This is a genomic window from Streptomyces sp. NPDC048751 (assembly GCF_043198595.1).
In the GTDB taxonomy this organism is placed as follows: domain Bacteria; phylum Actinomycetota; class Actinomycetes; order Streptomycetales; family Streptomycetaceae; genus Streptomyces.
Genome location: NZ_JBICUX010000029.1, coordinates 1 through 25,934, shown reverse-complemented (window position 1 = coordinate 25,934; position 25,934 = coordinate 1). Strand labels below are relative to the sequence as shown.

Sequence of the window (25,934 nt, the reverse complement as noted above, 5' to 3'; positions counted from 1 at the left end):
TCCCCTCAAGCCACTCCCACCCACCAGCATGCCCACGACACCGGCAGCGCACGGACGCGAGAGGACCCCCACACACATGACCAGAGGCACCTGGACCCGCAGAATTGGCATGACCGCGATAAGTGCGGTGGCCGTCACGGCGATGGCCGTCCCCACCGCCGCCCAGGCCGCGACGAACACCGGCGCCTCCACCGTCGCCGCCTCCAGCGGTACCGCCGCCGCTGAGGACGTCGACTACGGCACCTGGCAGAAGGACTGCCAGACCGTCATGGGCCAGGCCCTGCCGTACCTCAAGCAGCGCATCGCCGCCACCAAGCCCGGCGAGAAGCAGGCGATCGTCCTCGACATCGACAACACGACGCTGGAGACCGACTTCGGCTTCAGCTACCCGGCGCCGGCCAACAAGCCGGTCCTGGACGTCGCCAAGTACGCCCAGGAGCACGGCGTCTCGCTGTTCTTCGTCACCGCCCGCCCGGGCATCATCTCCGGCGTGACCGACTACAACCTCAAGTACGTCGGCTACAAGGTCTCCGGTCTCTACGTCCGTGGCTTCCTGGACCTCTTCAAGGACGTCGCCGCCTACAAGACGGCCCAGCGCGTCGACATCGAGAAGAAGGGCTACACGATCATCGCGAACATCGGCAACAGCGCCACCGACCTCTCGGGTGGCCACGCCGAGAAGACGTTCAAGCTGCCGGATTACGACGGACAGCTGTCGTAACCCTGGCCGCTCGCGACTCAGGGCATGCGAAAGGGGCCGGTGCTCGAAAGCACCGGCCCCCTTCGGGCGTTCGGACCGCTTACGCGTCCTTGCTCAGGTTCGGCCCGGCACCGCCGGCCGCCTGCTCGATCGGCGGGACGTCCGGCAGCGCCGACTTCTCCTCACCCCGGAAGGTGAAGGTCTTGGAGTCGCCGTCGCCCTCGGTGTCCACGACCACGATGTGACCGGGACGCAGCTCGCCGAAGAGGATCTTCTCGGAGAGCGAGTCCTCGATCTCGCGCTGGATGGTGCGACGCAGCGGACGCGCACCCAGCACCGGGTCGTAACCCTTCGTGGACAGCAGCTCCTTGGCGGTCTGGGAGAGCTCGATGCCCATGTCCCGGTCCTTGAGGCGCTCGTCCACCTTGCTGATCATCAGGTCGACGATCCGCAGGATGTCGTCCTGCGTCAGCTGCGGGAAGACGACCACGTCGTCGACGCGGTTGAGGAACTCGGGGCGGAAGTGCTGCTTGAGCTCGTCCGACACCTTGTTCTTCATGCGCTCGTAGTTGGACTTCGTGTCGCCCTGGGCGGCGAAGCCCAGGTTGAAGCCCTTGGAGATGTCCCGGGTGCCGAGGTTGGTCGTCATGATGATGACCGTGTTCTTGAAGTCCACGACCCGGCCCTGGGAGTCGGTCAGACGACCGTCCTCCAGGATCTGCAGCAGCGAGTTGAAGATGTCCGGGTGGGCCTTCTCGACCTCGTCGAAGAGGACGACGGAGAACGGCTTGCGGCGGACCTTCTCGGTCAGCTGGCCGCCCTCTTCGTAGCCCACGTATCCGGGGGGCGAACCGAAGAGACGCGACACCGTGTGCTTCTCGCTGAACTCCGACATGTCGAGGGAGATCAGCGCGTCCTCGTCGCCGAAGAGGAACTCGGCGAGCGCCTTGGACAGCTCGGTCTTACCGACACCGGACGGGCCGGCGAAGATGAACGAACCACCGGGACGCTTCGGGTCCTTCAGACCCGCACGCGTACGACGGATCGCCTTCGACAGCGCCTTGACGGCGTCGACCTGGCCGATGACCCGCTTGTGGAGCTCGTCCTCCATGCGCAGCAGACGCGAGGACTCCTCCTCGGTCAGCTTGAAGACCGGGATGCCGGTGGCCGTGGCGAGGACCTCGGCGATCAGCTCGCCGTCGACCTCGGCGACGACGTCCATGTCGCCGGCCTTCCACTCCTTCTCCCGCTTGGCCTTGGCGGCCAGGAGCTGCTTCTCCTTGTCGCGCAGGGAGGCGGCCTTCTCGAAGTCCTGCGAGTCGATCGCGGACTCCTTGTCGCGGCGGACGCCGGCGATCTTCTCGTCGAACTCGCGCAGGTCCGGCGGCGCGGTCATCCGGCGGATACGCATCCGGGAACCGGCCTCGTCGATCAGGTCGATCGCCTTGTCCGGCAGGAAGCGGTCCGAGATGTACCGGTCGGCCAGGGTGGCGGCCTGGACCAGTGCCTCGTCCGTGATGGAGACGCGGTGGTGGGCCTCGTACCGGTCACGCAGACCCTTGAGGATCTCGATCGTGTGCGGCAGGGACGGCTCGGCGACCTGGATGGGCTGGAAGCGGCGCTCCAGGGCCGCGTCCTTCTCCAGGTGCTTGCGGTACTCGTCCAGCGTGGTCGCACCGATGGTCTGCAGCTCACCGCGGGCCAGCATCGGCTTCAGGATCGAAGCGGCGTCGATGGCGCCCTCGGCGGCACCCGCACCGACCAGCGTGTGCAGCTCGTCGATGAACAGGATGATGTCGCCGCGGGTGCGGATCTCCTTGAGCACCTTCTTCAGGCGCTCCTCGAAGTCACCGCGGTAGCGGGAGCCGGCGACCAGCGCGCCGAGGTCCAGGGTGTAGAGGTGCTTGTCCTTGAGGGTCTCGGGCACCTCGCCCTTGACGATGGCCTGGGCGAGGCCCTCGACGACGGCGGTCTTGCCGACGCCGGGCTCACCGATCAGGACCGGGTTGTTCTTCGTACGGCGGGACAGCACCTGCATGACCCGCTCGATCTCCTTCTCGCGCCCGATGACCGGGTCGAGCTTGGACTCACGAGCGGCCTGGGTGAGGTTCCGGCCGAACTGGTCGAGGACCAGGGACGTCGAGGGGGTGCCCTCGGCAGGCCCGCCGGCGGTGGCGGTCTCCTTGCCCTGGTAACCGGAGAGCAGCTGGATGACCTGCTGCCGCACCCGGTTGAGATCTGCGCCCAGCTTGACCAGGACCTGGGCGGCGACGCCCTCGCCCTCACGGATCAGGCCGAGCAGGATGTGCTCCGTGCCGATGTAGTTGTGGCCCAGCTGAAGGGCCTCGCGGAGCGACAGCTCCAGGACCTTCTTGGCACGGGGGGTGAAGGGGATGTGCCCGGACGGGGCCTGCTGGCCCTGGCCGATGATCTCCTCCACCTGCTGGCGGACCGCCTCGAGCGAAATCCCGAGGCTCTCAAGGGCCTTGGCGGCGACACCCTCACCCTCGTGGATCAGGCCCAGGAGGATGTGCTCGGTGCCGATGTAGTTGTGGTTGAGCATCCGGGCTTCTTCCTGAGCCAGGACGACAACCCGCCGCGCGCGGTCGGTGAACCTCTCGAACATCGTTAATCGCTCCTCAGAGCGGTCAGGCAGTGGGGGGAACTTCCCCTCCCTGTCCTTCCGCAGCTTAGTCCCGCAAGCGGGGACCGCTCATTCCAACTGCCGACACCGTCGATGGCCTCCTGACCCCGAACGCCGACATCTGCTCCAACCCGATGGTGCGAGACGATGTTCCCGCAGGCCAGACAGTTACCCCAGTCGCCAGTACGCCGATGGCGAACGTGAGACGTCCTTTCCTGCGTGTCGCCCCCTCCCACTAGGGATGTCTTACCCGCTGGGACTGACACTCCATGCCGCAGACCCTGGTTCCCTCCGCTATGGGCGAACAACCTTGCGTCCTATTACGTCCCCGCGAGCCTCCTCGTTCGACACGCTGTGCGCCCATGCGGGCACCCAACGTAACTTCGGGGCTCTTTCGACGGTTGGACTTGGCATGACTGGTTCAGTCCCCACGCTCTCCACCACCTCTCTCCCCGTCCCTCTTCCCCGTCGGGCGCTCGACCCGACCGATCGAATCCGGGGGTGGTACGAGAACGAACTGGGCTGGACGACGGTGCCCGGCGCCCCGGGGACTCCGCTGAGGCTCGCCACGGGCCTGCGCTTCGACGTGCTGGACGTGCCGGCCGAGGCGGGCGTCGCGGCGCTACGCCGGCTGGGGCCCGGGGCACCGGTGGCCGTGCGGGCCGACCGGATGCAGCTGCTGGTGGCCGCGGGCGGCGCGGAGGAGGTGCCGGGACTCCTCGACTGGCTGGAGTGGGGCGGGCTCCCGCTGGACCTGGTGCCGATCGGCGCGGGCGGGGCCATGGAGGCGCCGTTGGAGGTGCCACTGGGAGCGCCGCTGCCGGGCGGGTCCCTGGACGCGCCGCCGGGCGGGTGGTCCCAGGATGTGCCGCCGGACGTGCCGCTGGTGGTGCCGTCGCCTCCTGGGACGCCCCCGCCTCCGCGGAGGAGGGCGGGAACGGCAGCGGGGGCCGCCCTGTGGCTGCGGCCCCCCGTCCCGGGGCGCGAGGCCGAGGCCTCGCTGCCGACGCTGTCGGCCCTGGGGGGCGGTGGGGGCGCCCCCGATCTCGTGAGAGTGGTGAACACGGTGGCGACGCAGTGCCACCGAATCCGGCTTCAGCGCGCGTGCGCTCAGCCGTTGGCCTTCTCGTAGGCCTCGCGAATGGTCGCGGGAACACGGCCGCGGTCGTTGACCTCGAATCCGTTCTCCTTCGCCCACGCGCGGATCTGAGCGGTGTCCTGGCTGCCGCTCGAAGCGGCACGCGCCTTTCCACGCCCACCCGAAGCACGGCCTCCGGTACGACGCCCGCCCTTCAGATAGGGGTCGAGAAGGCTGCGCAGCTTGTCCGCATTGGCAGTCGTGAGATCGATCTCGTACGTCTTGCCGTCCAACGCGAACGTCACGGTCTCGTCTGCCTCGCCGCCGTCGAGGTCGTCGACAAGAAGGACCTGAACCTTCTGTGCCACCGGATTTCCTTTCATCGATAACGTGAGGGCCCGGGGTGCGCGGCGTCCCCGTTTCGCCGTCCCCTGTTATATGCAGTACTGCAGTACGTCGGAAAGCAAACCGCTTTTCCCTGAAAAACACAAACCCCCGACAGAGACCGACGCCCCTCCCCCGCCCGGAAACGTACGCGTTTCGGACATAGGGCACCTCGGCCCGGGCGTCCGGGCGAATAGTCCTTGTCGACGTTCCCTTGTGGACGTTCCCTTGCCGGGTCCCTTGTCGATCACAGATGCAGAAGCATCCGGCTGTTGCCCAAGGTGTTCGGTTTCACTCGTTCGAGGCCGAGGAACTCCGCGACACCCTCGTCATAGGAACGCAGGAGCTCCGCGTAGACATCGGTGTCGACGGGGGTCTCACCGATCTCCACGAAGCCGTGCTTGCCGAAGAAGTCCACTTCGAAGGTGAGACAGAAAACGCGACGAACGCCCAGCCAACGCGCGGTGTGCAGCAACTTCTCCAGCAACTGGTGGCCGACGCCGGCGCCCTTCAGTCCCGGCTTCACGGCGAGAGTGCGGACTTCCGCGAGGTCTTCCCACATCACGTGCAGTGCGCCGCAGCCGACCACCTCGGCGTTGTCGTCCCGTTCCGCGACCCAGAACTCCTGGATGTCCTCGTAAAGGGTCACTGTCGCTTTGTCGAGCAGGATGCCGCCTCGGACGTACGCGTCAAGGAGACGGCGCACGGCGGGGACATCGCCGGTCCGGGCCCTGCGGACGGTGATGGCTTTAGCGTGGACTTCGGGGCTCTCTGCGGACATGAGCGGACGCTATCGCCCGCGCTCCTCCGTTGCCGAGCCGGGGTTCTCCTCGGGCGCTTCACTCGGTTGTGCGGGTTCGGGTGTTTCCGGTCCTTGGACGATCCGTACAGCGTCCCGCAGGTCCTGTCGCTGTTCCTCGCTCATCATGCCGAAGAAGGCGACGAGAGCGGCGGCGGGGTTGTCGCTCTGCGACCAGGCGTCGTTCATCAGGGCGGCCGCGTAGGCGGCCCGGGTGGAGACCGCCTCATATCGATAGGCGCGGCCTTCCGCCTCGCGGCGCACCCAGCCCTTCTGATGGAGATTGTCCAAAACGGTCATCACCGTGGTGTACGCGATGGACCGTTCCTGCTGAAGGTCTTCCAGGACTTCTCGAACGGTCACCGGGCGGTTCCACTTCCACACCCGCGTCATGACCGCGTCTTCGAGTTCTCCCAATGGGCGAGGCACACCTCAGAACAATAGTGGGAGATCTCGGCAATGGCGTGCCGGACGTGCACTTTCAGCAGCAAACAAGAACAAAAAGGGCGTACGGCTCGGATGGGGCGGTGTTTCCACCCCGGGAGCCGTACGCCTCAGAAGCGGGCGCCGTCAGGCGTCGGTGCCGGCGGAGGTCTGCCTCGCACCCTCCGCCCGCGCGAGCGCCGCGTCCACGACGGCGTCCTCCTTGGCCTTGTTGGCACCACCCTGGGTCTTCACGATCACCCTGATCACACCGATGAAGAACACGGCCATCACGACCGGGGGCACGAGCGCGGAGACGTAGTCCATGGATCCAGAGTAGCTACGGCGGGGGTGGGGGTCGGCGCGGGGGGAGGCAAGCGGAGGGGGTGGCAGTCCCCCGTGGGGCGACAGCGGCCCGAAGGCGCGCCGCAGCCCGCGCCGGGCGGAGCCTGCAAGGCCCCGGCCGCACCGCCGGGGCCTCGGAGGGCGGAGGGGGTGGCGCTACGACAGCCAGGGGCAGGGGCAGCGGGCGGTGGCATCGGAGCCGAGGCGTCCGAGGCCCGTTGGTCGAGGTGTCAGCCCGCTGCCAGTTGCTGTGGGGGGTCGTCCGGGGGCGGGGTCGGCTTGCGGCGGGGGAAGACCTCGCCCGGGGTGGGGATCGGGCGGCGCGCCGGGCCGGGCTCGGCGGGTGCCGGCTTGGGGGAGGGGGCGGGGGCAGCCGGCTTCTCGGCGGGCTTCTTCCGCGGCTTCGGCGTGGGGCGATCCGCCGGGTCGGACAGGTCACCGTGCCGACTGTCGTGGACAGGGCCGGAAATGCCCCCGGGTTCTCCCCCGGAAAGGCCATGGAAAAGACCACCGGAAAGACCCCCCGGAAGCGCCAGGAGGCGGGCACGGGACCCCGGAACGACCGGGGCGGGCCGCACTGCCGTCCGGGGCGGCTCGACGCCCTGACGGAGCGTCTCGGCGCCCTGAGGGGCGGACCGCGCCGCGCCGGCAGGAGGCTTGTCAGCGCCATGGACGGGCCGGCCGTCCTGGCCAGAAGACTGCACGGCCCGACGGAGGTGCTGGGTGGCCAGATGGGGCGGTTGGTCGGCTTGGCGGCGCGGTACGGCCCGGTGAGACTGCCGGACAACCCGGTCGGGCTCAGCGGCCCAGTGAGGCTGCCGGACAACCCGGTCGGGCTCAGCGGCCCAGTGAGGCGGCTGCGGCACCCGGTCAGGCTCGGCGGCGCCGTGGGGCTGCCGGGCGGCCCGGTCGGGCTGGGTGGCCTGGCGTGGGGGGCGGTGGGTCAGGCGGGTGGGTGTGTCGCGTTCGGTGAGGGCCTGGCAGCGGAGGAGGAGGGCGGCCGCCGTGGGGTTGCCGCGTAGGGCACCCAGGGCCGCGAGGTCGTCGGGGGCGGGGCGGTACCCGGTGCCCAGGACCTCCTCCAGGAGCGCGAGGTATCCGGCCGCGGTGCCGGGCAGGGCGGCGCGGTACCGGGCGAGGTCGGCCACCAGGAAGGCCCGCAGCCGGGCGCCCTCGCGCATCGCCTCGTCCAGGGACTCGGCGAGACGGTGACAGTCCTGTACGTCCTCGGGCGAGGCGGGGCCGGGGTGAAGGGCGAGGGCGAGAGCGCGGCGGAGCACACGCAGCTCCTCCGCGCCGAACGCCATGCCGCCGCGGGATCCGTATGGCGTGGGCATGCAGCGACGATACGCGCTAATCGGACAAATTAGACAGAGGGGGGCGGGTGTGGCGCGGCGAGCCACCCGCGTGGCCCGCCCTCACCACCAGCGCACGCTCACCACCACGTGGCGTCCGCGCGGACAGGCCCCAAGAGCCCGCCCCCTCCCTCAGAGCCGCGACACGTTCCGCTCGTACACCAGTCTCAGCCCGATCAGCGTCAACCAGGGCTCGTGCTCGTCGATCACCGACGACTCGCCGAGGACCATCGGCGCGAGCCCGCCCGTCGCGATCACCGTCACGTCGTCGGGATCGTCCGCCAGCTCGCGCGCCATCCGGCTCACGACCCCGTCGACCTGCCCGGCGAACCCGTAGACGATCCCCGCCTGCATCGCCTCGACCGTGTTCTTGCCGATGACGCTCCGCGGCCGGGCCACCTCGATCTTCCGCAGCTGCGCGGCCTTGACGCCCAGCGCCTCCACCGAGATCTCGATACCGGGCGCGATGACCCCGCCGACGTACTCCCCGCGCGCGCTGACCGCGTCGAACGTCGTCGCCGTACCGAAGTCCACGACGACCGCGGGACCGCCGTACAGCTCGATCGCCGCCACCGCGTTGATGATGCGGTCGGCGCCGACCTCCTTGGGGTTGTCGAAGAGGATCGGCACCCCCGTCTTCACGCCGGGCTCCACGAGCACCGCGGGGACGTCTCCGTAGTAGCGCCGGGTCACCTCGCGCAGCTCGTGCAGCACGGACGGCACGGTCGCGCAGATCGCGATCCCGTCGATGCCGTCCCCCAGCTCCTCTCCGAGGAGCGGGTGCATGCCCATGAGTCCCTGGAGCAGCACCGCCAGCTCGTCGGCGGTACGGCGCGCGTCCGTGGAGATCCGCCAGTGCTCGACGATGTCCTCACCGTCGAACAGACCGAGCACGGTGTGGGTGTTCCCCACGTCGATCGTCAGCAGCATGGCCGGCTCCCGCTCCTACTCGGCCGCTCGGAGATCCAGGCCGATGTCGAGGATCGGCGAGGAGTGGGTGAGGGCCCCCACGGCCAGGAAGTCGACGCCGGTGGCCGCGTACGCCTCGGCGTTCTCCAGGGTCAGCCGGCCCGACGCCTCCAGCAGTGCCCGCCCGCCGACGACGGCCACCGCCTCCTCGCACTCCAGGGGCGTGAAGTTGTCCAGGAGGATCAGGTCGGCGCCCGCGTCCACGACCTCGCGCAGCTGGTGCAGGGTGTCGACCTCCACCTCGATCGGCACGTCGGGGAAGGCCTCCCGTACGGCCTTGAAGGCCTGGGCGACGCCGCCCGCGGCGACCACGTGGTTGTCCTTGACGAGGGCCGCGTCCGAGAGGGACATGCGGTGGTTGACGCCGCCACCGCAGCGGACGGCGAACTTCTCCAGGGCGCGCAGGCCCGGCGTCGTCTTGCGGGTGTCACGCACCCGGGCCTTCGTACCGTCCAGGGCGTCCGCCCACGCGCGCGTGGCGGTGGCGATGCCGGACAGGCGGCACATCAGGTTGAGGGCGCTGCGCTCGGCGGTCAGCAGGTCACGCGTGCGTGTGGTGACCGACAGGAGCTTCTGCCCGGCCTCCACCCGGTCGCCGTCGTCGACGTGCCGCTCCACCTCGAACTCGTCGGTGCAGACCACGGAGATCACCGCTTCGGCGACCCTGAGGCCCGCCACGACGCCCGCCTCGCGCGCGGTGAAGTCGGCGGTGGCCACGGCGTCCTCGGGGATGGTCGCGACCGTCGTCACGTCCACACCGTGGTCGAGGTCCTCCTGGATGGCGACGTTGGCGATGTCCTCGACCTCGACGGGGTCGAGTCCGGCGTCGGCCAGGAGCTGCGCGAGCGCGGGGTCGAGCCCGCACTCCACGTATTCGGCGTAGCCCTCGTCCGTGTCGGCACCGCAGGCGCAGCCGTCGCCGCAGCCGCCGCTCTGGGCGAGGGGAAGGTCGGGGGTGGTCACTTCTGTCACTGCTCCTGGGGACGCTGAGCCGGCTGCTGCCGGGTCGGGGGGAAGTCTGCGCTATCGGTGGTCTGTACGGCGAGGGTGCGGTCCGGATTCAGCCGTACGACGATGTGGCGGCGCCATGCCGAGTCGTCGCGGTCGGCGTGGTCCTCCCGCCAGTGACAGCCGCGGGTCTCCTCGCGCTGCCGGGCCGCGGCGACCAGGACGCGGGCCACGCACAGGAGGTTGGTGGACTCCCAGGCGTCGACGCCGGGCTCGGCGGTCTTGCCGTTCTCGGCGAGCGCGTCGCGGGCCTCGGTGTGCAGTCGCTGGAGCTGGTCGGCGGCCTTGGCGAGGGAGTCGGCGGAGCGCAGGACGCCCGCGCCCTCCGTCATGATCCGCTGGATCGCGAACCGGGTCTCGGCGCCCAGCAGGGGATGTGCGGGCTGCTCGGGCGTCGGGACGGGCACGGGCACACGCGCGTGGAGGCCGTCGCCGGCCCGGCCGTCCGCGATGTCGGCGGCGATGCGCTCGGCGTAGACCAGGCCCTCCAGGAGGGAGTTGGAGGCGAGCCGGTTGGCGCCGTGCACGCCGGTGCAGGCGACCTCGCCGCACGCGTACAGGCCGGGAACGGTAGTACGGCCGTGGTCGTCGGTGCGGACGCCTCCGGAGGCGTGGTGGGCGGCCGGGGCGATCGGGATGGGCTCGTGGACGGGGTCGATTCCATGGGCGCGGCAGGCGGCGAGGATGGTCGGGAAGCGGTGCTCCCACATGTCGGCGCCGAAGTGCCGGCCGTCCAGGAACATGTGCTCGGCGTCCTGCTCCTGCATGCGGCGCAGGATGCCCTTGGCGACGATGTCCCGGGGGGCGAGTTCGGCGAGCTCGTGCTGCCCCACCATGAAGCGCACCCCGTCGGCGTCGACCAGGTGGGCCCCCTCGCCGCGTACCGCCTCGGAGACCAGGGGCTGCTGGCCCTCGGCGTCCGGGCCGAGGAAGAGCACGGTGGGGTGGAACTGCACGAACTCCAGGTCGCTGACCTCCGCGCCCGCGCGCAGCGCGAGGGCCACGCCGTCGCCCGTGGAGACGGACGGGTTGGTGGTCGCGGAGAAGACCTGGCCCATGCCGCCGGTCGCCAGGACCACCGCGGGCGCGTGCACGGCGCCCACGCCGTCGTGCTGGCCCTCGCCCATGACGTGCAGGGTGACGCCGGCCGTGCGGCCGTCGGCGTCCGTGAGGAGGTCCAGGACGAGCGCGTTCTCGATGGTGCGCAGTCCACGCGCGCGGACCGCCTCGACGAGGGCCCGGGAGACCTCAGCGCCGGTCGCGTCGCCGCCGGCGTGGACGATGCGGCGGCGGTGGTGGCCGCCCTCGCGGGTCAGCTCCAGTCCGCCTTCGGAGGACTCGTCGAAGTGGGCGCCGGTCGCGATCAGCCGCCGTACCGCGTCGGGGCCCTCGGTGACGAGGAGTCGTACCGCGTCCTCGTCGCACAGACCCGCGCCCGCCACCAGGGTGTCGTCGAGGTGCTGTTCGGGGGTGTCGCCCTCGCCGAGGGCCGCGGCGATGCCGCCCTGCGCCCAGCGGGTCGAGCCGTCGTCGAGACGGGCCTTGGTGACGACGACGGTGTTCAGGCCCGCGGCCTCGCAGCGCAGGGCCGCGGTCAGGCCGGCGATGCCGGAGCCGACGACCACCACGTCCGCGGAGATCGACCACCCGGGGGCGGGCGCGTGCAGTCGTATGCCTGTGCTGGTCACGAGGCGGCTCCGAAGGTCAGCGGGATGTTGTCGATCAGCCGGGTCGTTCCGACCCGGGCGGCGACGGCGAGAACGGCCTCGCCGGTGAAGTCGTCACCGATCTCGGTGAAGTCGGACGGGTCGACCAGGGCCAGATAGTCCAGGACGAGCGGCGGGGAGAGCCGGAGTGCCTCGTCGAGGACGAGGCGGGCGGCCGCCCGGACGGCCGCCGGGCCACCGGGGGCGGCCTTGGCGACGGCGTGGGCGTCGGCCGCCGCGCGGGACTCCCCCAGGGCGCTGAGCGCCTCGGCTCGCGCGTGCGTGGCGGGCACTTCGCGGGCCCGCGCGCGCAGCGCCTCCTGGGCGGCGTGCCGGTCGCGGCCCGCGAAGAGCGCGCCGGACAGGGCGAGCGCGGTGTGCCGCTCCGCGGGCGAGAGGTAGCGGTTACGGCTGGACAGGGCCAGGCCGTCGTCCTCGCGCACGGTCGGCACTCCGACGATCTCCACGCCGAAGTTGAGGTCGCGGACCATGCGACGGATCAGCGCGAGCTGCTGGGCGTCCTTCTGCCCGAACAGGGCGACGTCGGGACGGGTGAGGTGCAGCAGCTTGGCGACGACGGTGAGCATGCCGTCGAAGTGCCCGGGGCGCGAGGCGCCCTCCAGGCGCTCCCCCATGGGACCCGCGCTGATGCGGACCTGGGGCTCGCCACCCGGGTAGACCTCGTCGACGGACGGGGCGAACACGGCGTCCGCACCTGCCTGTTCGGCGATCTTGACGTCGGCGTCCAGGGTGCGCGGATAACGGTCCAGGTCCTCGCCCTTGCCGAACTGCAGCGGGTTGACGAAGACGGTGACCACGACCTCGCCGTCCGGACCGGCGATCTCCCGGGCGGTACGGACGAGGGTGGCGTGGCCCTCGTGCAGGGCGCCCATCGTCATCACCACGGCACGGCGGCCGCCGCGCACGCGTGCGTGGAGCTCGTCGGCGGTGCTCAGCAGGGTCGTGGTCATCCGGCTTCTCCCTCGGCGCCGTCGGTCCCGTTGGCGAGTACCCCGAGGAGGTCCTCGGCGAGCTCGGGCTTCAGCAGCCCGTGGGCGAGCGCGCGGTCGGCCGTCGCGCGGGCCATCGCCAGATAGCCGGCCACGGCCTGCGGGGCATGCCTGCGCAGTTCGGAGATGTGGGCGGCGACGGTGCCCGCGTCGCCGCGCGCGACGGGGCCGGTGAGGGCCGCGTCGCCGGAGCGCAGGGCGTTGTCGAGCGCGGCGCCGAGCAGCGGGCCGAGCATCCGGTCGGGGGCCGCGACGCCTGCCGCGCGCAGCAGCTCCATGGACTGGGCGACCAGCGTCACCAGGTGGTTGGCACCCAGCGCGAGTGCCGCGTGGTAGAGCGGGCGGCTCTCCTCGGCGATCCACTCCGGTTCGCCGCCCATCTCGATCACGAGGGCCTCGGCGGCCAGGCGCAGTTCGTCGGGCGCGGTCACACCGAAGGAGCATCCGGCCAGGCGCTGCACGTCCACCGGGGTGCCGGTGAAGGTCATCGCCGGATGCAGGGCCAGCGGCAGCGCGCCGGCGCGCAGGGCGGGGGCCAGGACCTTGGCGCCGTACCGCCCGGAGGTGTGCACGAGCAGCTGTCCCGGCCGCACTGCGCCGGTCTCGGCGAGGCCGGTGACCAGGTCGGGCAGGGCGTCGTCGGGAACCGTCAGCAGCACCAGGTCGGCGCGCTGGAGGACCTCGGCGGGCGGCACGACCGCCACGTCGGGGAGCAGCTCGGCGGCGCGCCTTCTGGAGGCGTCGGAGACCGCGGAGACGGCGACCGGGCGGTGTCCGGCGAGCTGGAGTGACGCGGCGAGCGCGGGGCCCACGCGGCCGGCGCCGACGACGCCGACGGTGAGCCGCGCGGGGCGGTCCCTGGGGTCTGGCTGTTGGACTGTACTCACGCGACGGCGGCCTTCCCGTTCCAGTCCGCTCTGGGTACCGGACGATTTCTCGTCATGTTAACGCGATCGGTTCGAAGGGCCGATCGGTTGTCCACAGGCTGTGGGTAGTTCCACACGGCGCGGGTCCCTGGATGAGGGTCCGGGAAACGGGCGGAAATACGGGTGCCCGCCGTCCGGGAGGCACGGCATGATCCCGGGCATGAGCGATACGGCGGACCAAGGCGCGCGGGCGACGGAGCAGGTGGCGGGCGAGACGGAGCAGCCCTCGGAGGAGGAGTGGCGCTCGCGGCACCGGGAGCGGCGCATCAGCGCCCACCAGCGCTCGAAGCGCGCGCTCTCGCGCGCCGGTTTCCTCGGCACACTCCGTGAGCGCCTGGCGCTGCTGGACCACGCCCCCGACGTCTACGACCTCGAGGAACGGTCCGACATCTACGGCAATGGCGTTGTCGAGGCCCTGGAGGAGAAGGTCGCGGGGCTGCTCGGCAAGGAGGCCGCCGCGTTCTTCCCGACGGGCACCATGGCGCAGCAGATCGCCCTGCGCTGCTGGGCGGGCCGCACCGGGAACCCGACCGTCGCCCTGCACCCGCTCGGCCACCCGGAGTTGTACGAGCGCCACGCCTTCAGCCAGGTCAGCGGACTGCGTCCGGTCCACATCGGCGGCGAGCACCGCCAGCCCACCGCCGACGAGGTGCGTGACTTCGACGAGCCGTTCGGTGCGCTGATGCTGGAACTGCCCCTCAGGGACGCCGGGTTCGTGCTGCCCACCTGGGAGGAGCTCACCGAGGTGGTGGCGGCGGCGCACGAGCGTGACGCCGTGGTGCACTTCGACGGCGCGCGCCTGTGGGAGTCGACCGTCCACTTCGGCCGTCCCCTGGAGGAGATCGCGGACCTGGCCGACAGCGTCTACGTGTCGTTCTACAAGTCCCTCGACGGCTTCGGCGGGGCCGCCCTCGCCGGCCCGAAGACGCTGGTGGAGGAGGCGCGGGCGTGGCGGCACCGGTACGGCGGCATGGTGTTCCAGCAGTTCCCCACAGCGCTGGCGGCGCTCATCGGATTGGAGCGTGAACTGCCCCGGCTGCCCGACTACGTGCGCCACGCGCGCGTGGTGGCCGCCGCGCTGCGCGAGGGCTTCGCGGCGGCCGGGCTGCCCTGGTCGCGCGTGCACCCGGCCGAGCCGCACACGTTCGAGTTCCAGGTCTGGCTGCCGTACGACGCCCGCCCCCTCTCCGAGGCCGCGATCCGAACGGCCGAGGAGACGGGGACCACGCTCTTCGGCAACGCCTGGAACGAGCGGCTCCCCGGCATGTCCTGGACCGAGGTCGGCGTCCGCTCCCCCGGCCTGGAGTGGACGGCCGACGACGTGAAGGCGGCGGTCGCGGAGTTCGTCGCCCGGCTGACCGAGGAGGTCGGCCGGGAGAGCGCGGCCGGGGATGCGGTCCGGGAGAGCACGGCCGAGTAGCTCAGCCAGTGGCGCGCGGCCGAGGAGGTCAGCCGGTGGAGCGGGCCCGCGGGCGCAGCCACCGGCGCAGAGTCCGCCGTATGCGGCCGTGGGCCGGGCGTCCCGCGACGACCGCGCTGAACTGGCGGAGATCGCGCAGCTCGCGCACGACCTGCCAGTCGTTGGTGCCGGGCGCCGGCGGCGCGGGCTCGCCGAGCTGCCGGGCGCGGTAGGTGTCGAGGAGGTACTGCTGGGTGATGGTCATGGCGGATCGCCTTCTCGGGACGGGGTGATCGGGCTCCGCGGCTGCCCCGGTGGTCCCACAGTGCGCCGGTACGGCGGCCCGAGTCGCGCCGATTGACGGCGGCCGTCAATCGAGGGCGGCGCTGTCAGTGGCGGGGTGCACCATGAGGGCATGAGCGTGGACATCGACATCGCGGGGCTGCGGCCGGAGAGAGTGGCCGTCGTGCCCTCGCCCCTGGCGGAGCTCGGCATGGCGCTGCACGCGTTGGCCGAGCCGGGTCACCATCCCGGTGTGCAGGGCTGGGTGACGAGCGTGACCGCCGGGCTCGACCCGCATCTGGCGGACCGCATGTGCGAGGCGGACTTCCTGTGGCGGACGACGTTCTCGGACCTGTTCATCCCGTGCGCCGGCATCCCCGGCAGGAGCACGCTCCCGGGCGCCACCCTGGCCGAGGAACTGGACCTGCTCGACAAGCTGACGGACGAGCAGTTCGTGGACGCGGCCCTGGAGTTCACCTGCGTCCCGCCGTACCACCCCCACGGGCCCGACGTGCTCTCCGACGAGGACGTGCGGCGGCGGGCCCTGGAGCTGGCGGCGTCCCGCGGGCCTCAGCAGGTGCGGTTCAGCGAACGGCTGCTGAACGACCCGCCCCGGATCAGGTCCTGGCTGCGGCAGTTCCTGGAGGACTGCGACCAGGCGTTCTTCGCCGACACGTGGTCCCGGCTGCGCCACCAGCTCGCGGCGGACGCCCGCCACAAGACCGACGTGCTGCGGCGCAGGGGCCTGGGCGAGGCGCTGGCTTCGGTGTCCCCGGCGCTGACCCTCCATGAGGCCGCCGCGCGGATCGCCGTCGACAAGCTGGCCAGAGGCCGCACCGCAACCGGGGACGGCGGCCTCCTGCTCGTCCCGACGAGCCTGGGCTGGCCCCACCTGAGCGTTCTCTACCGGTACGGCTGGCAGCCGGTGCTGCACTACCCGGTCGGGTCGCCTGAGCTCGCGGCCCCGCCGTCGGTCGAGCAGGTCGCCCTGCGGATGACCGCGCTGTCCCACCCCGTCCGCATGCGCATCTGCCGCAATCTGGCCCGCAGCGCGTACACCACCAGCGAGCTGGCCCGGGTGCACGGCATGAGCGCACCCGAGATATCCCGCCACCTGAGCGTCCTGAAGAAGGCGGGCCTGGTCACCACCCGCAGACGCGGGCGGTACGTCCTGCACCAGCTGGACGTCACGGTGGTGGCCCGGCTGGGCAGCGACTTCCTGGAGGGGGTCCTCAGGTAGGGTCCCGGCCCGCGCGGGACCTCAACCCTCGGGGGTCAGCCGTGGCCACCGGCCCGTACGAGTCCGGTCTCGTACGCCAGGACGACCACCTGCACCCGGTCCCGCAGCCCCAGCTTGGTCAGGATGCGGCCCACGTGGGTCTTCACGGTCGCCTCGGACAGCACGAGGCGGGCCGCGATCTCCCCGTTGGACAGACCCTGGGCGACCAGCACCATGACCTCGCGCTCGCGGTCGGTGAGCCGCCCCAGCTCCTTGTGCCGGGGCTCCCCGGAGGTCGGCAGCATCGGCGCGAACCGGTCGAGGAGACGGCGCGTGGTGGACGGGGCGACCACGGCGTCACCGCTGTGCACGGAACGGATGGCGGCGAGGAGTTCGCCGGGCGGCACGTCCTTCAGCATGAAGCCGGAGGCGCCCGCCTTGAGCCCCGAGAAGGCGTACTCGTCGAGGTCGAAGGTGGTCAGGATCAGCACCTTCGGCGGCTCGGGATCCGAGCAGATCCGGCGGGTCGTCTCCACACCGTCGAGCTTGGGCATGCGTACGTCCATCAGCACGACGTCGACGGGGGTCGAGCGCAGCACCTGGAGGGCCTCGACGCCGTCGCCCGCCTCGGCGACGACCTCCATGTCCGGTTGGGCGGCTAGCACCATCCGGAACCCGGTGCGCAGCAGCACCTGGTCGTCGACGAGCATCACGCGGATCGTCATCGAGTCCTCTTCCATTTCTTCCGTTTTCGTCAGCAGGCGGTCTGCGGGGGCGTGACAGGTGTCAACAAGGGGCGTGCGTCGGTGTCAGTGCGCCGGTTTGAGGGGGAGCAGGGCGCTGATGCGGAATCCTCCGCCCGGGCGCGGGCCCGCGTCCAGGGTGCCGCCGACCATGCCGACCCGTTCCCGCATGCCGATCAGGCCGTGCCCCTGGCCGTCGGCGCCGCCCTCCTCGTACAGCTCGTGCGGGGCGCCCTTGCCGTCGTCCTCGACGAGCAGGCCGAGACCGTCGTCGAAGTAGACCAGGCGCACACTCGCACCCGCGTTCGGCCCGCCGTGCTTGCGCGTGTTGGTGAGCGCCTCCTGCACGATGCGGTACGCGGTGAGCTCGACGCCGCTGGGCAGCGGGCGCGGGGTGCCCTCGATCTTGAAGTCGACGGGGAGGCCGGAGGTACGGCACTGCTCGACCAGGTCGTCGATCTGCTCGACGTCGGGCTGCGGAACGTACTCGCCGCCCTCCTGGTGTTCGCCGGTGCGCAGCACGCCCAGCAGGCGGCGCATCTCGGCGAGGGCCTGGCGGCCGGTGGAGGAGATCGTCTCCAGGGCCTTCTTCGCCTGGTCGGGCGCGGCGTCGAGGACGTAGGCGGCGCCGTCGGCCTGCACGACCATCACCGAGACGTTGTGGGCGACGACATCGTGCAGCTCCCGCGCGATCCGGGCGCGCTCGGCGGCGACCGCGACCTTCGCCTGCGCCTCGCGCTCCTTCTCGAGCCGGGCGGCGCGCTCCTCCAGCTGCGCGAAGTAGGCGCGTCGGGTGCGGATCGAGTCGCCGAGCACCCAGGCGAGGGCGAAGGGAACGGTCAGGAAGACCACTTCCGCGAGGTTGCCGAGTGCGCTGCTCTGCTGGTTCGGCCAGCGCAGATGTCCCAGGGCGGCCGCGCCCAGGCTCATGGCCAGCGCGAGCCGGGAGGCCCAGCGGGCGCCGGTCGCGGCCACGGTGTAGACGATCACCAGCATGGCGAAGTCGGCCGGCCCCGTCCGGACGTCCAGCGCCAGTTGCGCCACTCCGACCGCGATCGTCAGCAGCAGCATCTGCTCCGGCATGCGCCTACGCAGCGCGATCACCAGGCACAACAGGAGGACGACCGGCACGGTCGCCACCGGGGAGTCGTTGCCGACGGCCTCCTGGTGGGCGACCTCGCGGACGAGCGAGATCCCGAGCAGGAAGACGGCCCAGAAGCTGTCCACCCAGGTCGGGTGCCGTCGGAGGAAGTCGTAGAGGCGCTGCACGTAACCCAGCGTAGGGAAGCCTGGTGAGTGTGAGGGTCAGCCGGAGGACCGATCCGTATCGGGCGCGCGTACTCCGCAAGGTGGAGTTTTGTTGATTGCGTGCACTTAGCCTTGCCCGGTGAGTTCAGGAACGACCGACGAGTGGCATGGGTGGCGGGCGGCGACGCAGGCCGCTCTGTACGGGCCGGGCGGCTTCTACCGTGGGCCCGAGGGGCCGGTCGGGCACTTTCGTACCTCCGTGCACGCGTCCCCGCTGTTCGCGCGGGCCGTGGCCCGGCTGCTGGGCCGGGTGGACGAAGCCCTCGGCCGGCCCGCGACCCTCGACTTCGTCGACATGGCGGCCGGTCGGGGCGAGTTGGTCACGGGGGTCCTCGCCGCGCTGCCCGCCGACCTGACCGCCCGCACGCGCGCGTACGCCGTCGAGATCGCCGACCGGCCCGAGGGGCTGGATCACCGGATCGAGTGGCTGACCGAGCCCCCGCGCGGGATCACGGGGCTGCTGTTCGCCAACGAGTGGCTGGACAACGTGCCGGTGGAGGTCGCCGAGGTGGACTCCGCGGGCGTGGCACGCCAGGTGCTCGTACGGGAGGACGGCGACGAGCGGCTCGGCGAGCCGGTCGGCGGCGCCGAGGCGCGCTGGCTGGGGCGGTGGTGGCCGCTGCCGCCCGAGGAGGGCCTGCGGGCCGAGATCGGCCTGCCCAGGGACGACGCGTGGGCCTCGGCGGTCGCGGCCGTCGACCGGGGGCTGGCCGTCGCCGTCGACTACGCGCACACGGCCGGAACACGGCCCGCCTTCGGGACGCTCACCGGCTTCCGGGAGGGCCGCGAGACGACGCCCGTGCCGGACGGGTCGTGCGACATCACGGCGCACGTCGCGCTGGACGCGTGCGCGCTCCCCGGCGCGCGCCTGCTCCCGCAACGTGAGGCGCTGCGCGCCCTGGGCCTCTCCGGCGCGCGCCCCCCGCTCGCGCTCGCCTCCACCGACCCGCCGGCCTACGTACGCGCCCTCGCGAGCGCCGGAGAGGCCGCCGAGCTCACCGCGGCGGGCGGACTGGGCGACTTCGGATGGCTGCTCCAGCCGGTTGGAATTCCGGACCCACTCGGCACGGCGACCTGACCGGCCCTTACTTGTCGATGTCCCCGACCACGAAGAACATCGACCCCAGGATCGCCACCATGTCCGCGACGAGCGTGCCCGGCAGCAGCTCCGTGAGCACCTGGATGTTGTTGTACGAGGCCGACCGCAGCTTCAGCCGGTACGGGGTCTTCTCCCCCTTGCTGACCAGGTAGTAGCCGTTGATGCCGAGCGGGTTCTCGGTCCACGCGTACGTGTGCCCCTCGGGCGCCTTGAGGACCTTCGGGAGCCGCTGGTTGATCGGCCCGGGCGGCAGCTCGGCGAGCCGGTCGAGGCAGGCGTCGGCGAGGTCGAGGGCGTTGTGGGTCTGCTCCAGCAGCACCTCGAAGCGGGCCAGGCAGTCACCCTCGGTCCGGGTGACCACCTTCAGGGTGTCCTGGAGTTCCCCGTAGGCGAGGTACGGCTCGTCGCGGCGCAGGTCGAAGTCGACGCCCGAGGCCCGCGCGATGGGACCGCTCACGCCGTACGCGTGCACCGCCTGAGGCGGGAGGGTGCCCACGTCCCGCGTACGGCCCCGGAAGATCTCGTTGCCGAGCACCAGGTCGTCGAAGACGTCCATGCGGGAACGCACGGCGGTCACAGCGGCACGCGCGCGTGAGGCCCATCCGGACGGCAGGTCCTCCTTGAGGCCGCCGACGCGGTTGAACATGTAGTGCATCCGTCCGCCGGAGACCTCCTCCATGACGTTCTGGAGCACCTCGCGCTCACGGAACGCGTGGAAGACCGGCGTGATGCCGCCGAGCTCCAACGGGTACGACCCCAGGAACATCAGGTGGTTCAGCACCCGGTTCAGCTCCGCGAGGAGGGTGCGCGTCCACACCGCGCGCGTGGGGACCTCCATGCCGAGCATGCGCTCCACACCGAGGACCACGCCCAGCTCGTTCGAGAAGGCCGACAGCCAGTCGTGGCGGTTGGCGAGCATGATGATCTGCCGGTAGTCACGCGCCTCGAAGAGTTTCTCCGCACCGCGGTGCATGTAGCCGATCACCGGCTCCGCGTGCATGATGCGCTCCCCGTCCAGCACGAGCCGCAGCCGCAGCACACCGTGCGTGGACGGATGCTGGGGCCCGATGTTGAGCACCATGTCGGTGCTCTCCGCGGCACCGCCGATCCCGACCGTGGTCTCCGTCGTAGGAGTCATGAACCCAGTCTCCCCTACGTACGCTGGCCGTATGGAGACGGGGAGCCCGCGCGACGCGGGACCGGGGGGCGCGATGCGGGCGGACGGGGCGGCGACGACCCAGGGGGCCGGGACCGAGGAGACCGGAACCGAACCGGCGTGGACCGGGCTGCCACCGCGCCTGCTGCGGATGCGCCGGCTGTTGCTGGTGGTGTGGCTGGGACTCACGGCCCTCACCACCGGGTTGCTGCTGGGGCTGCTCGTCGGCCCCGCCTGGGCGGCGTTCGCACTGCTGCCGCTGGTCCTCATGGCCTGGGGCTGGGTGCTGCTCGGCCGCAACTGGCGGTCCTGGCGGTACGCCGAACGCGCCGACGACCTGCTGATCAGCCGGGGCGTGCTGTGGCGCGAGGAGACCGTGGTGCCGTACGGCCGGATGCAGTTGGTCGAGGTCACGTCCGGTCCCGTGGAGCGGCACTTCCGGCTGGCCAGCGTGCAGCTGCACACCGCGGCCGCGGCGACCGACGCGACCATCCCGGGCCTCGACCCGGCCGAGGCGGAACGGCTGCGGGACCGGCTCACGGAGCTCGGCGAGGCCCGATCGGCGGGGCTGTGACGGCGCCGGGCGTCGAGGACGACGTACAGCGGGACGGGTCGGTGTCCGAGCGGCGGCTGCACCCCGTGACGCCGCTCAGACGGGCCTGGGCGCCCGTGGCCGTGGTGATCGGCTGGGCTCTGCACGACCCGGACCAGACGCAGCGTCAGCTGACCCGGCTGACCACGACGACACTGCTGATCGCCCTCGCGGTGACCGTCCCGGCCGCCGCCCTGTACGGCTTTCTGACCTGGTGGTTCACCCACTTCGCGGTGACGGACGCCGAACTGCGCATACGGACCGGCCTGTTGTTCCGGCGCACCGCGCACATCCGGCTCGAACGCATCCAGGCCGTCGACATCACCCAGCCGCTGCTCGCGCGGGTCGCGGGCGTCGCCAAGCTCAGGCTCGACGTCGTCGGCACCGACAAGAAGGACGAGCTCGCCTTCCTGGGCGAGGGCGAGGCCCGGGCGCTGCGTGCCGAACTGCTCGCGCGGGCGGCCGGTTTCGCGCCCGAGACCGCGCACGAGGTCGGCGAGGCACCGTCCCGTCAACTGGTGCGCGTGCCCGCGCGTGATCTCGCCATCTCGCTCGTGCTGACCGGGGCGACCTGGGGCACGCTGGCCGCCTCGCTCGTCGTACCGCCGGTGCTGTGGTTCGCCACCCACAGCGTGTGGACGGTCCTCGCGACCGGCGTGCCACTGCTCGGCGCGGCGGGGGCGAGCAGTGTGGGGCGGTTCGTCGCGGAGTACGACTGGACGGTGGGCGAGTCCCCGGACGGGCTGCGGATCGACCACGGGTTGCTGGACCGCACGCACGAGACGGTGCCGCCGGGGCGGGTGCAGACGGTACGACTCGTGCAGCCGCTGTTGTGGCGGCGGCGGGGGTGGGTGCGCGTGGAGCTGGACGTGGCCGGGTCGTCCAACTCGGTGCTGGTGCCGGTCGCTCCGCGCGAGGTCGCCGAGTCGGTCGTCGCGCGCGTGCTGCCCGGGGTGACCGTGCCGCCGGCGGTGTCGCTGGCACGGCCGCCGCGACGGGCGGGCCGGTGCGTGCCGTTGTGGTGGCGAGGCTACGGGATCGCGGTCACCGACGCCGTGTTCGCGGCCCGGCACGGGGTGCTGCGGCGGAGCCTGGCGCTGGTGCCCCACGCGAAGGTGCAGAGCGTACGGCTGGCGCAGGGGCCCTGGCAGCGGCTGTGGCGCCTCGCCGACGTGCACGTGGACACGGGCGCCGACAAGACGGTGACGGCACGTCTGCGGGACGCTCAGGAGGCCGAGGTGTTGCTGCGGGGGCAGGCGGAGCGGTCACGGACGGGGCGCAGGGACGCGCTGCCGGACCGGTGGATGGCGTCGTAGCGGTCGTGCGGCAGGGGGCGGCATCCCTGGGGAAGCCGCCCCCTGCTCACGTCTTTGCCGGGCCCCGCTCCTGCCCTGTTCGGCCCGGTTCAGCCCCGCCCGGCCCTCAGGAAACCGCGCTGCGCAGCCCCTGGAGGTCGATCTGCTCCGTCTCGTCGTGCGCGGTCAGGTCGATCACCTGGCCGATGCCACGGGACTGCTCGTCGGCCGGCTTGAACTCCGCCTCGGCGTCGGCCTTGTGGAGGGCGAGCGCCTCCTGGCCGACCACGTCGGCGAGGTCCTCGTTCTGCACGGCCTCCAGCGCGTCGGACGCCGTGGACGTCTTCGTACCGAAGAAGTCGAACCCGCCCCCGATCGCTGGCCGCCGCACGGGCGCGGCCGGTACGACGGCCACCGCGGTCGGCACGGCGTAGTGCCCCGAGGGCCGCTGCGTGGCCGGGGGCACTGAGGTGGCGGCGGAGCCCTCAGCGGTCTCCGCGGCGGTCTCTTCGGCGGTTTCCTCTACGGCCGCCTCAACGGCCGGGGCGGGTGCCTCGCTCTTCGCGGCCTCCGTGGATATGGCGGCCGCGCGCGTGTGCCCGTCGACCGCCTCGGACTGCCCCCGCGCCTCGTCCTCCTGCGCGGCCTCCGTCTCGCCCGCGGCCTTGTCCGCGGTCGCGCTCCGCGCGGCGGGGGCCTTCGCGAGTTCCTCCTTGGCGGAGTCCTCGTCCTTCGGGGCGGTGGCACCGTCGAAGCGGCTCAGCGCGGCGGCCGCCCGCAGGAACAGCTTGGCGCCCTCCGGGGAGAAGATCACCGAAGCGACCGGCTTGCCCTCGGCCGCCTCGGCGGCCACCGCCTTCTCGTCGACGGCCTCGAGCTTTTCGTCGGGCTTCTCGTCGGCCGTCCCGTCCGCCTTCTCCGCGCCCGGCGGCAGCGCGTGCGCCGTCGTCGGGGCCCCGCTCTCTATCTCGAGCAGGCGGCGGCCCTCCAGGGCGCTCGCGCGCTCGGTCTCCGCCGTGGCGTACCGCCGCAGCAGGGCCGCGTGCTCGTTGCGCAGGCCCGCCAGTTCGCCGCGCTTGGCGCGCAGCCGCTGTTCGAGCTTGGCGCGCAGTTCGCGCGACTCCTCGAGGTCGGTCTCCAGTTCGGCGACGCGTTCCTCGTAACGCCACTCGTCACTCGCACGCGCGCGCGTGAGGTCGGCGACCTGCTTGCCGGCCTGTGCGTCCCAGTGGCGCATGACGACCGCGCCGATCACGGCCGTCACGGCGGCTGCCGCGGCCAGACCGCGCAGCACCATCGGCTCCGTGAACACCCAGGGGGCCAGCGCGCAGACGACGGAGACGCCTGCGATCGCCGAGGGGGGCAACAGCCTGTGCAAGGGCGGGGAATGGCGGTGACGTCCACGTGGCATGGCCAGAAACTTACCGCGCGTAGGCGAATGATGGTGCCCCGCCCCGTAAAAACGCAGCCATACCGAAACCCGGGAATTCAAGATCGATTTCAGTGACCGCCGAGCCGACCGCTGATCCACTCCAGCGTCGCCGGTATCTCCCGCCGCCAGGTGTTGAAGTTGTGCCCGCCGCTGTCGAGGATGATCGACGAGATCCGGGTCAGCCCCTTGGCCTTCACCCCGTCTATGAACCGCAACGTGTCCTTGTAGTTGGTTTCTCCGACCTTGCTGCTGGTGACGAGCAGTGAGGTGTCCGGCGCGGGCATGTGCTTGAGGTACCACCACAGGTTGGCGCGGTTGCGCAGCCCCTTGTCGCCCTGGAAGAGGTCGCCCGTCGTCGCGTCGATCGGTGCCTTGTAGTACGGGGACAGACCCGCGCCCGCCGCGAACATCTGGGGATGGTGCATCGCGATCTTCAGCGCGCAGTAACCACCCGTGGAATCCCCGATGATGCCCCAGCTGCCGGGTTTTCTGCCCACTCTGTAGTGGGCCGTCACGGCCTCGGGCAGATCCTTCGCGAAGAACGTCTCCGTCTGCGGTCCCCCCGGAATGTCCACGCACTCGGTGTCCCGCGGCGGCGCCACCGTCGGCCGCAGCATCACCAGGATCATCGGCTGCATACGACCGTCCTTCGCGAGCCGCTGGGCCGTGCGCGGGAAGTGCAGCTTTTCCACGAGCGCCTTCGCCGTCCCCGGATAGCCGGTGAGGACGACGGCCGCCGGGAACGTGCGCGTGCGGTACCGCGGCTGGAAGTACTCCGGCGGCAGATACACGTACGCGCGCGTGGCTATGCGCGAGGTCCGGCCGGCGATGTCGACCTCCTGGACCTGCCCCCCGGTGTGCGGCCGCACACCGCTCACCCCCTCGACGCGCCGGGCGTCCAGGACCTGGAGAGGCCCGCCCGGGCGCCCGCCCGTCGCATGGTCGACCACCACGCCCTGGTCGGTCTCCTGCCCGAACAGATCCGCCCAGCTGGCGTAGAACCCGAAGGCCTGGTTGGCGGCGAGCCCCACCGATGCGAACAGCGCCAGCTGGATGGCGAGCAGCAGACCGACGCGCCCACTGACGGCCCGCCAGTTCCGCCGTGCCAGCCGAGGCCACAACCACACCGTGCCGACGAACAGCAGGACGGCGGCCAGAACCGCCAGCACCAGCACTTTCTTGCTCGTGAGACCCATGGGGTGCTGCCGCACCTTTCCGCCCGGACCAGCACACCTTCGCAAGGACTTGTTCCGGGCTTTCCCTCGCCTTTGAAGCGACTTTGACGAAGAGAGTGAACCTCTCTCCCCGAGACACCGTCCTAGAGGGCGCAATGTCGCCGGATGCCCGAATCGGGCCCGGATCCAAGGTCTCTCGCAGAACTACGGGATGCGATGTCTGTCACGGAAGATGGGGAAATGTCGGGCGGGGTTCCGAACCGATCAAGTCGGCTACGACACACGTTCCGGGGGCCGCGCCCCGAGTCCGTTCCCGTCCTCGTCGGCAGAGCCTGTGCCCTCGTGGGCCTGCTGGACGTCGCCGCGGGCGTCTTCCCGCGGTTCCGGCACAGCCGTATGCACACGCTCGCCGAGGTGCTGCCCGGCGCGATGGGCCCCTTCGCGGCCGCCCTCTCGCTGAGCGCCGGTGTCCTGCTCCTGCTGCTCGCGCACGGCCTCAAGCGCGGCAAGCGCCGGGCGTGGCGCGCCGCGGTCGCCCTGCTGCCGGCGGGCGCCGTGGCCCAGTTCACCTACCGGCACTCGCTCGTGGGCGTGATCATCTCGCTGGCCCTCCTGGCGCCGCTGCTGCGGCACCGGGACCAGTTCACGGCCCTGCCCGATCCGCGCAGCCGCTGGCGCGCGCTCGCCAACTTCATCCTCATGGGCGCCGGTTCCCTCGCGCTGGGTCTCGTCATCGTCAGCGTCCACTCCGAGCGCATGCTCGGCGACCCGAGTCTGGCCGACCGCATCACGCACGTCCTGTACGGCCTGTTCGGCTTCGAGGGCCCGGTCGACTACGAGGGCAGCACCTCGTGGACCGTCGCCTTCTCGCTCGGCGCGCTCGGTCT

The 25,934-nt window shown here is 71.5% G+C and carries 23 protein-coding genes and 2 pseudogenes; 8 read left to right on the top strand and 17 right to left on the bottom strand.

What is annotated here, in order from left to right:
* The first annotated feature begins 76 nt into the window (after positions 1-76).
* Positions 77-721 carry an HAD family acid phosphatase gene (locus ACGFNV_RS45065; protein WP_393631305.1) on the top strand — a complete coding sequence of 215 codons (645 nt, stop codon included), beginning with the start codon at positions 77-79 and terminating at the stop codon, positions 719-721.
* A 79-nt stretch (positions 722-800) separates the two neighbouring features.
* Here the strand turns inward: ACGFNV_RS45065 and ACGFNV_RS45060 are convergent, their stop codons facing one another.
* Positions 801-3,326, bottom strand: a complete 2,526-nt coding sequence (locus ACGFNV_RS45060; protein WP_393631303.1) for an ATP-dependent Clp protease ATP-binding subunit — start codon at positions 3,324-3,326, stop codon at positions 801-803.
* Positions 3,327-3,756: 430 nt separating this feature from the next.
* Here ACGFNV_RS45060 and ACGFNV_RS45055 point away from each other — a divergent pair, with 430 nt between their 5' ends.
* Positions 3,757-4,476 (top strand): SCO3374 family protein, encoded by a 720-nt coding sequence (locus ACGFNV_RS45055; RefSeq protein ID WP_393631301.1) that lies wholly within the window; start codon positions 3,757-3,759, stop codon positions 4,474-4,476.
* Here ACGFNV_RS45055 and ACGFNV_RS45050 read toward each other — a convergent pair.
* The 10 genes and pseudogenes from ACGFNV_RS45050 to ACGFNV_RS45005 form a co-directional block, all read right to left on the bottom strand.
* Entirely contained in the window at positions 4,455-4,790 is a 336-nt protein-coding gene (locus ACGFNV_RS45050; RefSeq protein WP_133933351.1) for an Lsr2 family protein, read from the bottom strand. The two genes, ACGFNV_RS45055 and ACGFNV_RS45050, sit on opposite strands and share 22 nt — an antisense overlap.
* A gap of 263 nt (positions 4,791-5,053) precedes the next feature.
* Positions 5,054-5,587 (bottom strand): amino-acid N-acetyltransferase, encoded by a 534-nt coding sequence (locus ACGFNV_RS45045; protein WP_393631300.1) that lies wholly within the window; start codon positions 5,585-5,587, stop codon positions 5,054-5,056.
* 9 nt (positions 5,588-5,596) lie between these two features.
* Positions 5,597-6,022 carry a BlaI/MecI/CopY family transcriptional regulator gene (locus ACGFNV_RS45040; RefSeq protein WP_393631298.1) on the bottom strand — a complete coding sequence of 142 codons (426 nt, stop codon included), beginning with the start codon at positions 6,020-6,022 and terminating at the stop codon, positions 5,597-5,599.
* A gap of 153 nt (positions 6,023-6,175) precedes the next feature.
* Positions 6,176-6,355 carry a hypothetical protein gene (locus tag ACGFNV_RS45035; RefSeq protein WP_393631297.1) on the bottom strand — a complete coding sequence of 60 codons (180 nt, stop codon included), beginning with the start codon at positions 6,353-6,355 and terminating at the stop codon, positions 6,176-6,178.
* 976 nt (positions 6,356-7,331) lie between these two features.
* A pseudogene (locus ACGFNV_RS45030) lies at positions 7,332-7,680 on the bottom strand (hypothetical protein); the annotation flags it as partial.
* 180 nt (positions 7,681-7,860) lie between these two features.
* Complete coding sequence (locus tag ACGFNV_RS45025) at positions 7,861-8,658, bottom strand: type III pantothenate kinase (RefSeq protein WP_133933347.1); 798 nt, start codon at positions 8,656-8,658, stop codon at positions 7,861-7,863.
* 15 nt (positions 8,659-8,673) lie between these two features.
* Positions 8,674-9,660 carry a carboxylating nicotinate-nucleotide diphosphorylase gene (nadC, locus tag ACGFNV_RS45020; protein ID WP_393631295.1) on the bottom strand — a complete coding sequence of 329 codons (987 nt, stop codon included), beginning with the start codon at positions 9,658-9,660 and terminating at the stop codon, positions 8,674-8,676.
* Between the two features lie 5 nt (positions 9,661-9,665).
* A complete protein-coding gene (locus ACGFNV_RS45015; protein ID WP_393631294.1) occupies positions 9,666-11,393 on the bottom strand; it encodes an L-aspartate oxidase in 1,728 nt (575 codons plus the stop codon).
* Positions 11,390-12,382, bottom strand: coding sequence for a pantoate--beta-alanine ligase (gene panC / locus ACGFNV_RS45010; RefSeq protein ID WP_393631292.1), 993 nt, complete (start codon positions 12,380-12,382; stop codon positions 11,390-11,392). The genes ACGFNV_RS45015 and panC overlap by 4 nt, the downstream gene beginning before the upstream one ends.
* Positions 12,379-13,308 carry a Rossmann-like and DUF2520 domain-containing protein gene (locus ACGFNV_RS45005; RefSeq protein WP_393631290.1) on the bottom strand — a complete coding sequence of 310 codons (930 nt, stop codon included), beginning with the start codon at positions 13,306-13,308 and terminating at the stop codon, positions 12,379-12,381. Before ACGFNV_RS45005 ends, panC begins: the two co-directional genes overlap by 4 nt.
* Before the next feature lie 199 nt (positions 13,309-13,507).
* Here ACGFNV_RS45005 and ACGFNV_RS45000 point away from each other — a divergent pair, with 199 nt between their 5' ends.
* Positions 13,508-14,767: a threonine aldolase family protein gene (locus ACGFNV_RS45000; protein ID WP_393631288.1), complete on the top strand. Its 1,260-nt coding sequence runs from the start codon at positions 13,508-13,510 to the stop codon at positions 14,765-14,767.
* A 28-nt stretch (positions 14,768-14,795) separates the two neighbouring features.
* On the opposite strand, the gene ACGFNV_RS44995 is transcribed toward ACGFNV_RS45000, so the two are convergent.
* Positions 14,796-15,011 (bottom strand): hypothetical protein, encoded by a 216-nt coding sequence (locus ACGFNV_RS44995; RefSeq protein WP_393631286.1) that lies wholly within the window; start codon positions 15,009-15,011, stop codon positions 14,796-14,798.
* A 150-nt stretch (positions 15,012-15,161) separates the two neighbouring features.
* Here ACGFNV_RS44995 and ACGFNV_RS44990 point away from each other — a divergent pair, with 150 nt between their 5' ends.
* Positions 15,162-16,268 carry a DUF5937 family protein gene (locus ACGFNV_RS44990; RefSeq protein ID WP_393631285.1) on the top strand — a complete coding sequence of 369 codons (1,107 nt, stop codon included), beginning with the start codon at positions 15,162-15,164 and terminating at the stop codon, positions 16,266-16,268.
* A 35-nt stretch (positions 16,269-16,303) separates the two neighbouring features.
* Here ACGFNV_RS44990 and ACGFNV_RS44985 read toward each other — a convergent pair whose 3' ends face one another.
* Positions 16,304-16,972, bottom strand: coding sequence for a response regulator (locus ACGFNV_RS44985; protein ID WP_393631283.1), 669 nt, complete (start codon positions 16,970-16,972; stop codon positions 16,304-16,306).
* An 84-nt stretch (positions 16,973-17,056) separates the two neighbouring features.
* Positions 17,057-18,259: a sensor histidine kinase gene (locus ACGFNV_RS44980; RefSeq protein ID WP_393631281.1), complete on the bottom strand. Its 1,203-nt coding sequence runs from the start codon at positions 18,257-18,259 to the stop codon at positions 17,057-17,059.
* A gap of 118 nt (positions 18,260-18,377) precedes the next feature.
* On the opposite strand from ACGFNV_RS44980, the gene ACGFNV_RS44975 reads away from it, so the two are divergent.
* Positions 18,378-19,376, top strand: a complete 999-nt coding sequence (locus ACGFNV_RS44975) for an SAM-dependent methyltransferase (RefSeq protein ID WP_393631280.1) — start codon at positions 18,378-18,380, stop codon at positions 19,374-19,376.
* A 7-nt stretch (positions 19,377-19,383) separates the two neighbouring features.
* Here the strand turns inward: ACGFNV_RS44975 and ACGFNV_RS44970 are convergent, their stop codons facing one another.
* Positions 19,384-20,535, bottom strand: a complete 1,152-nt coding sequence (locus tag ACGFNV_RS44970) for an NADH-quinone oxidoreductase subunit D (protein WP_393631279.1) — start codon at positions 20,533-20,535, stop codon at positions 19,384-19,386.
* A 31-nt stretch (positions 20,536-20,566) separates the two neighbouring features.
* On the opposite strand from ACGFNV_RS44970, the gene ACGFNV_RS44965 reads away from it, so the two are divergent.
* Positions 20,567-21,127, top strand: a complete 561-nt coding sequence (locus ACGFNV_RS44965; RefSeq protein ID WP_393631278.1) for a PH domain-containing protein — start codon at positions 20,567-20,569, stop codon at positions 21,125-21,127.
* Positions 21,124-22,461, top strand: coding sequence for a PH domain-containing protein (locus ACGFNV_RS44960; protein WP_393631276.1), 1,338 nt, complete (start codon positions 21,124-21,126; stop codon positions 22,459-22,461). The genes ACGFNV_RS44965 and ACGFNV_RS44960 overlap by 4 nt, the downstream gene beginning before the upstream one ends.
* 106 nt (positions 22,462-22,567) lie before the next feature.
* On the opposite strand, the gene ACGFNV_RS44955 is transcribed toward ACGFNV_RS44960, so the two are convergent.
* Together ACGFNV_RS44955 and ACGFNV_RS44950 are read right to left on the bottom strand one after the other, a co-directional pair.
* A complete protein-coding gene (locus ACGFNV_RS44955) occupies positions 22,568-23,851 on the bottom strand; it encodes a hypothetical protein (protein ID WP_393631275.1) in 1,284 nt (427 codons plus the stop codon).
* 89 nt (positions 23,852-23,940) lie between these two features.
* Complete coding sequence (locus ACGFNV_RS44950) at positions 23,941-25,068, bottom strand: alpha/beta hydrolase (protein ID WP_393631273.1); 1,128 nt, start codon at positions 25,066-25,068, stop codon at positions 23,941-23,943.
* Positions 25,069-25,287: 219 nt separating this feature from the next.
* On the opposite strand from ACGFNV_RS44950, the pseudogene ACGFNV_RS44945 reads away from it, so the two are divergent.
* A pseudogene (locus ACGFNV_RS44945) lies at positions 25,288-25,934 on the top strand (hypothetical protein); the annotation flags it as partial.